The sequence below is a fragment of the Micromonospora sp. S4605 genome (genome assembly GCF_003176715.1).
Taxonomy (GTDB): Bacteria; Actinomycetota; Actinomycetes; order Mycobacteriales; family Micromonosporaceae; genus Micromonospora; species Micromonospora echinaurantiaca.
Map to the genome: position 1 here is coordinate 1 of NZ_QGSW01000081.1, position 13,841 is coordinate 13,841.

Sequence of the window (13,841 nt, forward strand, 5' to 3'; positions counted from 1 at the left end):
CCCGCCGACCCGCCCGATCCGGCGACTCGAAGCACTGGGCCGAGGGCAGCATCCGCATGGGGAGCACGAGCACGAAAACGGCCGCGGCACCGTGGGGGTGCTCGCGGCCGCTCGGCGTACCTGTGGGTCAGGTTTCGGGTTCCTCCCGCTCGACCCCGATGATGCCGACGATCCGCTCCAGGTCGTCAACCGTCGCGAACTCGATCGTGATCTTGCCCTTGCTCCGGCCGATGTCGACCTTCACCCGGGTGTCGAAGCGGTCCGAGAGGCGGTCAGCCAGATCGGTGAGCGCCGGCGCGTGCGGCTTGGGTCGCCGGCGGGCGGACTCCTTCTTGGTCGAGCCGTCGCTCAGGGCCAGTGCCACGATCTCCTCGGTCGCCCGTACGGAGAGGCCCTCCGCGACGATCCGGAGGGCCAACTGCTCCTGCGCTTCCGCTTCTTCCAGGCTCAGCAGCGCCCGGGCGTGCCCGGCGGAGAGCACGCCGGCGGCGACCCGCCGCTGCACCTGCGCGGGCAGGTTGAGCAACCGGATGGTGTTGGAGATCTGCGGCCGGCTCCGGCCGATCCGGCGGGCCAGTTCCTCGTGGGTGGCGCCGAACTCCTCGAGCAGCTGCTGGTAGGCGGCCGCCTCTTCGAGCGGGTTCAGGTTGGCCCGGTGGATGTTCTCCAGCAGCGCGTCCCGGAGCATCGCGTCGTCGCGGGTGTCCCGGACGATCGCCGGGATGCTGTCCCTGCCCACCGCCTGCGCGGCGCGCCACCGCCGCTCGCCCATCACCAGCTCGTACTTCTCGTCGTCGAGCTGGCGCACCACGATCGGCTGGAGGAAACCGACCTCGCGGATCGAGGTCTTCAGCTCCTCCAGCGCCTCCTCGTCGAAGACCTGCCGGGGCTGCTTCGGGTTCGGCACGATGGCGTCGACCGGGATCTCGGCGAACCGGGCGCCCGGCACTGGGCTGAGGGTCGCTGGCGCGGGTGCGGGTGCGGGTGCGTCGACCGCTGCCGGCGCACCGGCCGGTACGGCCGCGGCGGCAACGGTGCTGTCGGGGGCGCCCGCCACGGCACCGGCGGTCGGCGCCGGTCCGGTGGGGATCAGTGCCCCCAGGCCTCGACCCAGCCCGCCCCGAGGACGGTTCTTCATGCCACGCCTCCCAGCGCCTCGTCCGCACTACGCATTCCGGCTCACCGGCTCCTTGACGCCCCGCTCGGCGATCTCCTGGGCGGCTTCGAAGTAGCTCGTCGCCCCCCGCGAACCGGGATCGTAGGTCATCACCGACTGGCCGTAGCTGGGCGCCTCGGAGACGCGGACGTTACGCGGGATGACCGCCTGGAGCACCTTGTCGCCGAAGTGGTTCCGCACGTCCTGCTCCACCGCGTCGGCCAGCCGGGTACGCCGGTCGTACATGGTGAGCAGGATGGTGGACACCTCCAGTCGCGGGTTGAGGTGCTGGCGAACCAGGTTGATGTTCTGGATCAGCTGGTTGAGGCCCTCCAGCGCGTAGTACTCGCACTGGATCGGGATGAGCACCTCCTGCGCCGCGACCAGAGCGTTGACCGTGAGCAGGCCGAGCGACGGCGGGCAGTCGATGAAGACGTAGTCGAAGTGCCCCGGGTACGCCGTGATGGCGCGGGTCAGCCGCGACTCGCGAGCGACCACCGAGACGAGTTCGATCTCGGCACCCGCCAGGTCGATGGTGGCCGGTACGCACCACAGGTTGGGGATGCCCTCGACCTCCTGGGCGACCTCCTCCAGCGGCACGCTGTTGATGAGGCAGTCGTAGACGTCCGGCACGCCGGTGTGATGGGGCACGTTCAGCCCGGTCGAGGCGTTGCCCTGCGGGTCGAGGTCGACCACCAGCACCCGGTTGCCGTGCAGGGCGAGCGCCACCGCCAGGTTCACCGTGGTCGTGGTCTTACCCACGCCGCCCTTCTGGTTCGCGACGCACATGACCCGGGTCCGCTCCGGCCGAGGCATCGTCACCTCGCCACTGGGATTCAGGATCTGCACGGCCCGCATCGCCTCCATAGCCAACGGTGGGTCATCCTCTTCGCGCGTCGGTGTTTCACGTGAAACGTACGCAGGCTCGACAGCGGCACTTCCGAAGGCGGCTGTCGTGTCGGAGACCGGCACCGCGGCGGAGTCCGGCACCGCTTCCGGCGTCGGCTGCTGGGGCACCGGTGGCTCGAACCGGGCCGCCGCGTTACGCCGGATCGGGATGACCCGGCCACCCGCGCCGCCCGGCTGGGTCGGCGGGACCGAACCGCCCTGTCCCACCCCCGCCGTCGACGGGTCCACGGACTCGAAGTCCGGCGGCCGGTTGGACGGGCCCTGGGCCGACGCCCCGGAGGGCGGCCAACTCTGGTAGTCGGTTTCACGTGAAACAGGAGCGCCCGTCGAGCCCGTCACGCGTGGATCGTCGTACCTGCCGTCGTCATGCACCTGTCATCCCTGCCCGCTTCGGATGGTCGGTCCGCACCCCGTCATACCCCGGCCGTACGCGTCCTCGCACTGCGTCCGGCCCGGCGGGAGCGGTCGGGACCCGGTGACGTCCGTTGCCGCCCGCTCCACACTATCGACGCGCGGCCAGCCTACGGCTCACGGGCGCGGCGGGTCCACGTCGGGTTCACAACCCGCACCCTCCACCCGCCCGGTTCAACGACCCAGGAGCCGGCCGGAAAGCCGGTAGCAGCCAGTTGAGCGGCAGCTCAGGGGTCACCACAAGCGGTCCAGTGACCGGCATCACCCGTCGCGGTCGCCAAGGCGCCGACGAAAGCAGTCAGCCGGTGGCAACCTGCCACTGCACCGTCTTCAGCCCGCCAGGCAGCGGTACGCGGTCGCCGAGGGACCCAGTGGTCCCGGTCCACCACCGGCTGAGACTCATCGCCGGGCCGTCAGCAGCGCGGGCCGGCGCACAAGCCCCTGACGCAGCATGTCCAGGACTAGGACAGCCTGCGACGGCCCGGGCCCAAAACCGGGTCAATCCATCTGATTACCGGAAGAATCCGTACCAACGGAGGCGCGGTCCGGGGGGGGATGCCACCTCTACCCGGTCAGCGGCGGCGTGACCGGCCGCCGCGGGACTTCTTGGTGGCCGGTCGCCGGGCCGGCTCCACCATCCGTTCGCGCACGATCTCCACCACGGTGGTCGGCGCGTCGAGCACGCCCTCACCGCACCGGTGCACGGTCGGCTCGCCACCGCCGAGCCGCGCCACCGCCGCCGCGTGCTCGGCGATCTCCTCGGCGGCCGACGCGCCCTTGAGGGCCACCAACCGTCCACCGCGCACCGCGAGTGGCAGGCACCAGGCCGCCAGCCGGTCCAATGGGGCGACCGCCCGGGCAGTGACCACGTCGCCGCGCAGCGGCTCGGCACTGGCACCCCCGGCAGCAGCCTCCTCGGCCCGGCCGCGGAACACCCGCACCGTCTTCGCCAGCCCGAGCCCCTGCACCGCCTCCACCAGGAAGGAGGTCCGCCGGGCGAGCGGTTCGATCAGCGTCACGGTCAGGTCGGGGCGCGCGATGGCCAGCACCAGGCCGGGCAGTCCGGCACCCGAGCCGACGTCGAGCACGGCCGCGCCGTCGGGGATCCGCTCCGCCACGGCCGCGCAATTGAGCAGGTGCCGGTCCCAGATCCGCGGCGCCTCGCGCGGCCCGATCAGGCCGCGCACCACGCCGTCGGTGGCCAGCAGTTCGGCGTACGCGGCGGCCAGGTCGAGCCGGTCGCCGAAGAGGGTGCGGGCCGCGCCGGCCAGTTCCGGCGGCAGCACCGCGTCGGCCGGCGACGGCGACGGCGTGCCAGCCGGGCGGCCAGCCGACGGCCCGGGCGGCGTACCACCGGGGCGGACAGCCGACGGCCCGGGCGGCGTACCACCCGGGCCGGCCACGGCTCCGGCCGTGGTGTCGTCGTTCGTCACGCGGTCAGTCCGCCGGCCGGACGACGATGCGCCGGTTCGGCTCGACACCCTCGGACTCGCTCTCCACCCCGCTCATCGCGTTGACCACGTCGTGCACGCACTTGCGCTCGAACGCGGACATCGGCTCCAGGCGGACCGGCTCGCCGTACTCCTTGACCTTCTCGACGGCGTTCTTGGCGACGGCGGCCAGCTCCTTGCGGCGGTTGGCCCGGTAGCCGCCGACGTCGAGCAGCAGCCGGCTCGGCGACCCGGTCTGCCGGAAGACGGCCAGCCGGGCCAGTTCCTGCAGCGCCTCCAGGGTGGCGCCACGCTGCCCGACCAGGTTCTGCAGCCGGCCGCCGACGACCTCGACCACCGGCCGACCACCCGATACAAGCTCGTCGATGTCGCCGTCGTAGTCGAGGATGTCGAGCAGGCCCTCGACGTAGTCGGCGGCGATCTCGCTCTGCCGGAACAGCTCGCTCTCGCCCGCGGCCTTCTTCTCCCGCGGGCCCTCCTCGGTCTCCTCCGCCTCGGTGTCGTCCTCCGCCTCGGTGTCGTCCTCCGCCGCGGCGGGGGCGACGCCCTCCTCGTCCAGTGACTCGTCGGCGCGGGGGATGCTGGTGTCCGTCACGGTCTCATCTCCGTTATCGCTCGGCCGGACCGTCGGGTCCGCTGGTTTCCCGGGGGCCGGCTGGAGCTTCGCCGGTGCCCGCGGGCACGTCTGTAGGGGCAGTCTCGCCCGTGGCCGCGTCGCGCGCGGCCGTTCCGCTCCGGCGCCGGCCGTACGGCGGCTGCGCGGTGCGGAACGGGCCGCCGCCGGTCTCCCGGACGGCGGCCCGGACGGGTCAGCCCTTCCGCTTGGCGGGGCGGCCCTTCTTCGGGTTCACCGGCTTGGCGCCGGGCTTCGGGGCGGCGACCTTCGGCGCGGCGGGCTTCGCCGGCACCTGGGCGGCCGGCTTGCCACGGCCGAGCAGGCCACCCGACTTGGCCGGCTGCACCGGGCTGCGGGGCGAGGTGCCCGGCTTGGTGGTGCTGACGTTCGCCGGCGGCGGGAACTTGCGGAGCACCCACTGCTGCTGACCAAGGGTGAACAGGTTGTTGGTGACCCAGTAGATGATCACACCGATCGGGAAGATCGCGCCGGAGACCAGGAGCGACAGCGGGATGCCGTAGAGCATCAGCCGCTGGATCATCCGCTGCTGCGGGTCCTCCGCCCAGCCGGTCTTGAGGATCATCTGGCGGCTGGTCAGGTAGGTGGTGCCCATCATGACCAGGACCAGGATGCCGGCGATGACCTTGACGGTGGTGCCGTTGGCGCCGAGGCGGGCCAGCTCCTCGGCGGTTGAGCCGAACTTGCCGGCGATCGGCGCGGTGAAGAGCTTCGCCTGCGAGGCGCTCTCGAACTGGCCGACCGTCCAGCCGTAGAGGGTCTTGCCGCCGTTGGCCGGGTCGAGCCGGCGGAGCACGTGGAAGAGGCCGAGGAAGACCGGAATCTGGAGGAACATCGGAAGGCAGCCCATCAGCGGGTTGGCCTTTTCCTTCCGGTAGAGCTCCATCATCTCCTTCTGGAGCGTCTCCCGGTCACCCTTGTGCTTCTCCTGCAGCGCCTTCACCTGGGGCTGGAGCGCCTGCATCGCCCGCTGCGACTTGATCTGCTTGACGAAGATCGGGAACAGGATCACCCGGACGGTGACCACCAGGAAGACGATGGCGAGGATCCAGGCCCAGTTCGTGCCGATCACCGCGCCGTCCGGCACGCCGATGGCGTCCCAGGCCGAATGCCAGGCCAGCAGGATCCACGAAATCGCGTAGTAGATCCAGTCGAGACTCAATTCTCAGGCTCCAGTCACATCGGCACGTCGGCGACCGCCCGGCTCCGGCACCGGGTCGTGTCCACCTGGGTGGAATGGGTGGCAGCGCAGCAACCGCCGGACCGTGAGGCCGGCTCCCCGGAGCGCGCCATGCCGGGCCACCGCCTCGAGGGCGTACGCACTGCACGACGGATAGAACCGACAGCGGGCCGGCAGAGCCGGGCTTATCCACCGACGGTACGCGATGATGGGCCCGGTCAGCACACGGGCACCGGTGGTGCTCGGCCGGGGGACGGCCGGTCCGGTGCTCACCGGGACCGCCGCCCACGGGGCGAACGGGCGGCCGCGATGGCGGCGTCCAGGTCGGCGCCGAGCCTCGGGTAGGACGCGTCGGCCGCGGCGGGCAGCGCCCGTACGACCAGGGTGCTGCCGGGTGGGAGGTCGGCCAGCCGCTCGCGGACCAGATGCCGCAGCCGGCGGCGGACCCGGTTGCGGACCACGGCCGGGCCGACCGCCTTGGACACGACGAAGCCGGCGCGGGTCGGTGCGGAGGTCTGCTCCGCACCGGCGTCCCGCGCCGGCTTCGGCGAGGTCTGTGCCGTGGGTTCGGCCCCGGTCGGCAGGGTGAGGTGGACGACTACCGCGCCGCGGCCGGCACGCCGGCCACCGCGTACCGCTGCGGCGAAGTCGGCGCTACGCCGCAGTCGCTGTGCGGCCGCCAGCACGACTGCCCACGTCCCCCCGGACCTGACCCGGTCGGCCTCAGGCCGACAGGCGGGTGCGGCCCTTGGCGCGACGGGTCGACAGGATGGCGCGGCCGGCCCGGGTGCGCATGCGCAGCCGGAAGCCGTGGGTCTTCGCGCGCCGGCGGTTGTTCGGCTGGTAGGTGCGCTTGCTCACGTCAGGCTCTCCGTTGTCGTACGCCCCGGGCGAGGGGACCGCCGGGGTCGTGTGGTGGTCCAGGCCACCTCGGCGGTGGCCCCGATCGGTGCTGCCCGGCGGGACCCTCGGTGGTGCGGGGCGCAACGGCGGACAGCAAGCACCCATCACCCTAGCAGAGGGCGACAGAGCAGCCGCTCCAGCGTACGCAGGGGTGCAATGACCGTCAAATACCACCACCAGGGCGGACACCGGGCCGGGCCGGCGACCGAAGCGGCGGTTTTCGCTGATGTTGACAAGGCCGGCTGCGCGTCGCCGGTTGATGGCGCGTGGACAACGCTGTTACCGTGCCCGATTGCGGTCAGCGTCGGGGTCCCCGGTGTCGCCGGCAGGCAAGACCGGATTCGGTAGTGAATCGTTCGGCACGGTGAACCCGCTTCAGCGCCCGTTCAGGCAGGGGGCAGGTCAGACCCGCGTCCGGTGGGCGGCCACAATCGGTCGGTACACAGGCTGTGGATAACTTGTGGACGACGCCCGGTCGGCCGTCCGGGTGGGTGCTGGGGGCACCCGCTCAACGGCGGCGGGCCCGGAAGACCGGCCGGGGCGACGGCGACGTCCGGGGGCGGCAGAGGCGAGGGGGTGGCACGACGGTGACCGGTACGACCGACCTCGCCGCGGTCTGGATGGCGACGACCGACGAGCTGGCCGACGAGATCATCTCCGCGCAGCAGCGGGCGTACCTGCGGCTGACCCGGCTGCGGGCGATCGTCGAGGACACCGCGCTGCTCTCCGTGCCGGACGCATTCACCCGGGACGTGATCGAGTCGCGGCTGCGGCCGGCGATCACCGAGGCGCTCACCCGCCGGCTGGGCCGGCCGATCCAGGTGGCGGTCACCGTACGGGTGGCCGAGGACGGCGCGGGCCGGCCGGCCGGCACCGTGTACCGCTCCGGCCCGGAGCCCGGCGCGGTCGACCACGAGGGCGGGCCGGCGGGATTCGCCGGCCCCGAGCCGCGGAACGACGACCCGGCCGACGCCCGGCAACAGCCTCCGCTCATCCCCGAACAGGCGCACCCCGAGCGGCGGCTCGACCCGGCGCCCGCGCAGCCAGCCGACGACCGGCCGGGTCCGGCCGGACCGGGCGGCCAGGAGGCGCTGTTCAGCACGGCCTTCGCCGAACCGCCGCGGCCCGACCGCCCGGTCCGGCGTACGCCCACCGGGCGCGGCTTCGACGAGCAGGCGGCCCGGCTCGACCCGCCCGGCCCGGACGCCCGCCCCTACGAGCCGCGTTACCCGCAGGACGCGGGCTCCCCCCGGGACCAGCACGTGATCCGCGCACTGCCCCGCGACGGCGGCCCGGACAGCGGCCCCGGACGGGCTGACCACCGGCCCGGTGTCCGGGACGAGCGGCGGCTGCCCGCCGACAGCGGCGGCAACCGGCTCAACCCGAAGTACATGTTCGAGACGTTCGTCATCGGCTCGTCCAACCGGTTCGCCCACGCCGCCGCGGTCGCCGTGGCGGAGTCACCGGCGAAGGCGTACAACCCGCTGTTCATCTACGGCAGCTCCGGGCTCGGCAAGACGCACCTGCTGCACGCCATCGGCCACTACGCCACCACCCTCGGCAACGCCCGGTCGGTGCGGTACGTCTCGACCGAGGAGTTCACCAACGACTTCATCAACTCGCTCCGGGACGACAAGACCAGCGCGTTCCAGCGGCGCTACCGCGACGTCGACATCCTGTTGATCGACGACATCCAGTTCCTGGAGAACCGCGAGCGCACCCAGGAGGAGTTCTTCCACACCTTCAACACCCTGCACAACGCCAACAAGCAGATCGTGATCACCTCCGACCGGTCGCCGAAGCAGCTGGCGACGCTGGAGGACCGGCTGCGGACCCGGTTCGAGTGGGGCCTGCTCGCCGACATCCAGCCGCCGGACCTGGAGACCCGGATCGCGATCCTGCAGAAGAAGGCCGCGCAGGAGCGCCTGTACGCCCCGCCGGACGTGCTGGAGTTCATCGCCTCCCGGGTGTCGAACTCGATCCGCGAGCTGGAGGGGGCGCTGATCCGGGTGACCGCGTTTGCCAGCCTGACCCGCTCCACGGTCGAGCTGTCGCTGGCCGAGGAGGTGCTGCGGGACTTCATCCCGGACGGCGCCGGGCCGGAGATCACCGCTGACCAGATCATGGTCTCCACCGCCGACTACTTCGGGGTGAGCCTGGAGGACCTGCGCGGCCACTCCCGCTCCCGGGTGCTGGTCAACGCCCGCCAGGTGGCCATGTACCTGTGTCGGGAGCTGACCGACCTCTCGCTGCCCCGGATCGGGCAGGCCTTCGGCGGCCGCGACCACACCACGGTGATGCACGCCGACCGCAAGATCCGCCAGCAGATGGCCGAGCGCCGCTCGCTCTACAACCAGATCGCCGAGCTGACCAACCGGATCAAGCAGAACACCTGAGCGACGGCTTCGGGTCGCAGCGCGGCGTCAGACGCGCCGAACCGAAGTCGTCGTTGCCTACGCCCGAGACGTGACCCGCGCCCGGCCAGGATGCTGGCCGGGCGTTCCCGTGCCCGGCGCGACCACGGCACGGCGGCCCTCACGGCCCCCCAGGGCGCGTCGGCCCACGGGGCGACCACGACGGGTAGGCCGGCGGGTTGGCGCGCCGGAGGTGGCCGGGCCGCTCGCGCGCTCCGAACCGACAGACCGCCGCGCCCGCGGGCTTCAGCGCTCCGAGGGGCGCCACGCCGGGTCATCCACCCGGCCGCCGGACGATCCACGGCGCCCGGGTCTTGACCCTCGACGAGGTTGAGACCACAGCATCGAAGCCGTGACCATCCACCGCTCCGCCTCGTTGTCCACAGCTCGTTGTCCACCGTCGGTGGACAACCACGCTCCGTCCGGAGCCGGTTACCCACAGCCTGTGGAGAAACCCTGGGGACGACGCTGTGGACGCCTGGGGACAACGGCCCCGTTGTCCCCAGCGGACGGTCGGCCTGTGGGCGGGCTGTTGAAGGTTCTGGGGATGACGCCGGTCGAGCCGTCTCCGCCGGTCCACAGCCCTGGGGAGAAAGTCGGTGGATTACCGGTGGACAACCGGTGGACAACCGGTGGACAACCGTGGACAACCCGGTGGACCGGACGGCCTGTGGACCAGAACACGGGTTGTACCCCTGGTTCTCCACAGCGAAACCACCGGTGGATAACCTGTCTGACCTGCGCGGACGCCGGTTCTCCACAGTTTGCACAGGTGCGATGAAGACGATGAGTTATCTCTTCTGAAAGAACAAAAACCAATCATCACCGTTGGACTTTCTGTGGATCGGGCCGGAGACCGCCGAGGGCGGCCGGGCCGGCACCGGAATCCACGGGGTCGGGCGCACAGCCGATGCCCACGCGCCCTAAGGTGCGATGGGTACCCGCACCGTCAGGCGGGTCGGCAGGCAGCGGTCGGCATGAGAGAGTTGTCGCTGACGTCGACGCGGAGGCATTGATGAAGTTCCGAGTGGAGCGCGACGCGCTCGCCGAGGCCGTGGCCTGGACCGCGAAGAGCCTGCCCAACCGGCCGTCCGTACCGGTGCTGGCCGGCGTGATGCTCCGGGTGACCGACGGCAACCTGCAGGTCTCCGGGTTCGACTACGAGGTCTCCAGCCAGGTCACCGTCGAGGTGCAGGGGGACGCCGACGGGGCCGCGCTGGTCTCCGGCCGGCTGCTCGCCGAGATCACCAAGGCGTTGCCGGCCAAGCCGGTGGACATCGCCGCGGTCGGCGCGCACCTCGAGCTGGTCTGCGGCAGCGCCCGGTTCACCCTGCCCACCATGCCGGTGGAGGACTACCCGTCGCTGCCCGAGATGCCGGAGAGCGCCGGCACCGTCGACGCGGCCGCGTTCGCCGCCGCCGTCGCCCAGGTGGCGGTCGCCGCCGGTCGGGACGAGACGCTGCCGATGATGACCGGCGTCCGGATCGAGCTCTCCGGCAGCACGCTGGCCATGCTCGCCACCGACCGCTACCGGCTCGCGCTGCGCGAGATGCAGTGGAACCCGGACGACGCCGAGATCAGCATCAACGCGCTGGTGCCGGCCCGCACGCTGCACGACACCGCCAAGGCGCTCGGCCCGCTCGGCGGCGAGGTCACCATGGCGCTGTCCCAGGGCGGCGCCGGCGAGGGCATGATCGGCTTCTCCGGCGGCACCCGCCGCACCACCAGCCGGCTGCTCGACGGCGCCAACTACCCGCCGGTGCGTTCGCTCTTCCCGGCCAGCCACAACGCCGAGGCCCGGGTGCCGGTCAGCGCCCTGGTCGAGGTGGTCAAGCGGGTCGCGCTGGTCGCCGAGCGGACCACCCCGGTGCTGCTCAGCTTCAGCGCCGACGGCCTGGTGGTCGAGGCCGGCGGCACCGAGGAGGCCCGGGCCAGCGAGGCCATGGAGGCCACCTTCACCGGTGAGCCGCTGACCATCGGCTTCAACCCGCAGTACCTGATCGACGGCCTCGCCAACCTCGGGGCCCAGTACGCCGTGCTCTCGTTCGTCGACGCGTTCAAGCCCGCGGTGATTTCGCCGGCGGGCGAGGATGGCGAGGTCATCCCTGGGTACCGGTACCTCATCATGCCGATCCGCGTGTCCCGCTGATCGCACCCCGGAGCAGACCCCAGAGAACGCACGACGGAGGTAGGAGCAGATGCAGCTCGGCCTGGTAGGACTCGGCCGGATGGGCGGCAACATGCGCGAGCGGTTGCGTGCCGCCGGCCACGAGGTGGTCGGTTTCGACCACAACGCGGAGCTGAGCGACGTCGCTTCCCTGGCGGCGCTGGCCGAGAAGCTGGAGTCGCCGCGCGCGGTCTGGGTGATGGTCCCGGCGGGGGTCACCGACGTGACCATCGACGAACTCGCCGACGTGCTCGGCGAGGGCGACATCATCATCGACGGCGGCAACTCGCGGTTCAGCGACGACGCGCCCCGGGCCGAGCGGCTCAACGACCGCGGCATCGGCTACATCGACGTCGGCGTCTCCGGCGGGGTCTGGGGCCGGCAGAACGGCTACGCGCTGATGGTCGGTGGCGCCCAGGAGCACGTCGAGCGGCTCATGCCGATCTTCGAGGCGCTCAAGCCGGCGGGCGAGTTCGGCTTCGTGCACGCCGGGCCGGTCGGCGCCGGGCACTACGCCAAGATGGTGCACAACGGCATCGAGTACGGCCTGATGCACGCCTACGCCGAGGGCTACGAGCTGCTCGCCGCCTCCGAGCTGGTGACCAACGTGCCCGGGGTGTTCAAGTCCTGGCGCGAGGGCACCGTGGTGCGGTCCTGGCTGCTCGACCTGCTCGACCGGGCCCTCGACGAGGACCCGGAGCTGGCCGAGCTGAGCGGCTACACCGAGGACACCGGCGAGGGTCGCTGGACGGTGGACGAGGCGGTCCGGCTCGCCGTGCCGCTGAACGTCATCACCGCCTCGCTCTTCGCCCGGTTCGCGTCCCGGCAGGACGACTCGCCGGCCATGAAGGCGGTCGCCGCGCTGCGCCAGCAGTTCGGCGGGCACGCCGTCCGCAAGCGCTGAGCGGTATCCACAGCCTGTGTACGTCCGCCGGCTCGAACTGGTCGACTTCCGCTCGTACGAGCGGGTCGGCGTCGACCTCGAACCGGGGGCGAACGTCCTGGTCGGGCCGAACGGCGTCGGCAAGACCAACCTGGTCGAGGCGCTCGGCTACGTGGCGACCCTGGACTCCCACCGGGTCGCCACGGACGCCCCCCTCGTCCGGATGGGCGCCGGCTCGGCGGTGATCCGCTGCGCCGTGGTGCACGAGGGGCGCGAGCTGCTGGTCGAGTTGGAGATCGTGCCGGGCAAGGCGAACCGGGCCCGGCTCGGCCGGTCACCGGCTCGCCGGGCCCGGGACGTGCTCGGCGCGCTGCGGCTGGTGCTCTTCGCCCCGGAGGACCTGGAGCTCGTCCGGGGCGACCCGGCCGAGCGCCGCCGCTACCTCGACGACCTGCTGGTCAGCCGGCAGCCCCGGTACGCCGGGGTGCGCGCCGACTACGACCGGGTGGTCAAGCAGCGCAACGCGCTGCTGCGCACCGCGTACCTGGCCCGCAAGACGGGCGGCTCGCGGGGCGGGGACCTGTCCACCCTGGCGGTCTGGGACACCCACCTGGCCCGGCACGGCGCCGAGCTGCTCGCCGGTCGGCTCGAGCTGGTCGCCGCGCTGGCCCCGCACGTGACCAAGGCGTACGACGCGGTGGCCGCCGGTCGGGGCGCGGCTGGCATCGCGTACCGGCCGTCGGTGGAGCTGGCCGAGCCGACCACCGACCGGGCGGTGCTGGCGGAGGCGCTGACCGTGGCGCTCGACGAGTCCCGGTCGGCGGAGATCGAGCGGGGCACCACGCTGGTCGGCCCGCACCGGGACGACCTCACCCTGACCCTCGGCCCGCTGCCCGCCCGCGGGTACGCCAGCCACGGCGAGTCCTGGTCGTACGCGCTGGCCCTGCGGCTGGCCGGCTACGACCTGCTCCGCTCGGACGGAATCGAGCCGGTGCTGGTGCTCGACGACGTCTTCGCCGAGCTGGACGCGGGCCGGCGGGAACGGCTGGCGGAGCTGGTCGGCGGGGCCAGCCAGCTGCTGGTCACCTGCGCGGTGGACGACGACGTGCCGGCGACCCTGCGCGGCACCCGGTACGAGGTGGGCGAGGGGACGGTGCGCCGTGTCGGATGAGACGCCGCCGGGATCCGGCCCGGAGCAGGCACCGCCGGCCGAGGGCGGCGCGTCCGGCCCCGAGCTGGCCCGTGCAGTGCTGGACGCGGCCCGGGCCCGGCGGGAGGCGGCGGCGAAGACCCGTCGGCGTACCGCGGGTGGGGGCGGCAGCGGCGAGGGCGGCCAGCAGCGGCGGCTGCGCGGCTACTCCGGCCCGGGGCCGGACCCGCGCGACCCGCAGCCGCTCGGCGCGGTGCTCGACCGGCTGGTGAAGGCGCGCGGCTGGCAGCAGCCGGCCGCCGAGGCGACGGTCTTCGGCGCCTGGGAGCGGGTGGTCGGGCCGGAGGTCGCCCAGCACAGCCGCCCGGTCAAGCTGGAGGACGGCGAGCTGACCGTCGAGGCACGGTCGACCGCCTGGGCCACCCAGTTGCGCCTGCTCGCCGGGTCGCTGTTGCAGCAGATCGCCCGCGAGGTGGGCCACAACGTGGTGCGTAAGCTGCACATCCACGGCCCGGCGGCGCCGTCCTGGTCGCGCGGGCCGCGCCGGGTCCGCGGCCGCGGTCCGCGGGACACCTACGGCTGA

General features: G+C 72.6%; 14 protein-coding genes. 6 read left to right on the forward strand and 8 right to left on the reverse strand.

Features of this window, described 5'->3' with window-relative positions:
* Window positions 1-127: 127 nt before the first annotated feature.
* Both DLJ47_RS04715 and DLJ47_RS36135 read right to left on the reverse strand, forming a co-directional pair.
* Window positions 128-1,138 (reverse strand): ParB/RepB/Spo0J family partition protein, encoded by a 1,011-nt coding sequence (locus DLJ47_RS04715; protein ID WP_109898876.1) that lies wholly within the window; start codon window positions 1,136-1,138, stop codon window positions 128-130.
* Window positions 1,139-1,165: 27 nt separating this feature from the next.
* A complete protein-coding gene (locus DLJ47_RS36135; protein ID WP_274703356.1) occupies window positions 1,166-2,215 on the reverse strand; it encodes a ParA family protein in 1,050 nt (349 codons plus the stop codon).
* On the opposite strand from DLJ47_RS36135, the gene DLJ47_RS36140 reads away from it, so the two are divergent.
* Window positions 2,112-2,363: a hypothetical protein gene (locus DLJ47_RS36140; protein ID WP_199235702.1), complete on the forward strand. Its 252-nt coding sequence runs from the start codon at window positions 2,112-2,114 to the stop codon at window positions 2,361-2,363. The two genes, DLJ47_RS36135 and DLJ47_RS36140, sit on opposite strands and share 104 nt — an antisense overlap.
* A gap of 685 nt (window positions 2,364-3,048) precedes the next feature.
* Here the strand turns inward: DLJ47_RS36140 and rsmG are convergent.
* The 6 genes from rsmG to rpmH form a co-directional block, all read right to left on the reverse strand.
* The gene (rsmG, locus tag DLJ47_RS04725; RefSeq protein WP_446723531.1) at window positions 3,049-3,762 is read right to left on the reverse strand and encodes a 16S rRNA (guanine(527)-N(7))-methyltransferase RsmG; all 714 of its coding nucleotides are present in this window, start codon (window positions 3,760-3,762) and stop codon (window positions 3,049-3,051) included.
* Between the two features lie 151 nt (window positions 3,763-3,913).
* Window positions 3,914-4,522 carry a Jag family protein gene (locus DLJ47_RS04730; protein WP_109898879.1) on the reverse strand — a complete coding sequence of 203 codons (609 nt, stop codon included), beginning with the start codon at window positions 4,520-4,522 and terminating at the stop codon, window positions 3,914-3,916.
* A 214-nt stretch (window positions 4,523-4,736) separates the two neighbouring features.
* Window positions 4,737-5,723, reverse strand: coding sequence for a membrane protein insertase YidC (gene yidC, locus DLJ47_RS04735; RefSeq protein WP_109898880.1), 987 nt, complete (start codon window positions 5,721-5,723; stop codon window positions 4,737-4,739).
* Window positions 5,724-5,726: 3 nt separating this feature from the next.
* Window positions 5,727-5,966, reverse strand: coding sequence for a membrane protein insertion efficiency factor YidD (gene yidD / locus DLJ47_RS04740; protein ID WP_231928446.1), 240 nt, complete (start codon window positions 5,964-5,966; stop codon window positions 5,727-5,729).
* A 44-nt stretch (window positions 5,967-6,010) separates the two neighbouring features.
* A complete protein-coding gene (gene rnpA, locus DLJ47_RS04745) occupies window positions 6,011-6,427 on the reverse strand; it encodes a ribonuclease P protein component (RefSeq protein ID WP_109898881.1) in 417 nt (138 codons plus the stop codon).
* A 37-nt stretch (window positions 6,428-6,464) separates the two neighbouring features.
* The gene (gene rpmH, locus DLJ47_RS04750) at window positions 6,465-6,602 is read right to left on the reverse strand and encodes a 50S ribosomal protein L34 (RefSeq protein ID WP_067300964.1); all 138 of its coding nucleotides are present in this window, start codon (window positions 6,600-6,602) and stop codon (window positions 6,465-6,467) included.
* Window positions 6,603-7,231: 629 nt separating this feature from the next.
* Between rpmH and dnaA the strand changes: the two genes are divergently transcribed.
* The 5 genes from dnaA to DLJ47_RS04775 all read left to right on the forward strand — a co-directional run bounded on the left by dnaA (window position 7,232) and on the right by DLJ47_RS04775 (window position 13,841).
* A complete protein-coding gene (dnaA, locus tag DLJ47_RS04755; protein ID WP_109898882.1) occupies window positions 7,232-9,040 on the forward strand; it encodes a chromosomal replication initiator protein DnaA in 1,809 nt (602 codons plus the stop codon).
* Between the two features lie 1,033 nt (window positions 9,041-10,073).
* A complete protein-coding gene (gene dnaN, locus DLJ47_RS04760) occupies window positions 10,074-11,207 on the forward strand; it encodes a DNA polymerase III subunit beta (RefSeq protein ID WP_109898883.1) in 1,134 nt (377 codons plus the stop codon).
* Window positions 11,208-11,256: 49 nt separating this feature from the next.
* Entirely contained in the window at window positions 11,257-12,129 is an 873-nt protein-coding gene (gene gnd, locus DLJ47_RS04765) for a phosphogluconate dehydrogenase (NAD(+)-dependent, decarboxylating) (RefSeq protein ID WP_109898884.1), read from the forward strand.
* A gap of 16 nt (window positions 12,130-12,145) precedes the next feature.
* The gene (gene recF / locus DLJ47_RS04770; RefSeq protein ID WP_109898885.1) at window positions 12,146-13,279 is read left to right on the forward strand and encodes a DNA replication/repair protein RecF; all 1,134 of its coding nucleotides are present in this window, start codon (window positions 12,146-12,148) and stop codon (window positions 13,277-13,279) included.
* On the forward strand, window positions 13,269-13,841 hold the full coding sequence (locus DLJ47_RS04775; protein ID WP_109898886.1) for a DUF721 domain-containing protein: 573 nt from the start codon (window positions 13,269-13,271) through the stop codon (window positions 13,839-13,841). The genes recF and DLJ47_RS04775 overlap by 11 nt, the downstream gene beginning before the upstream one ends.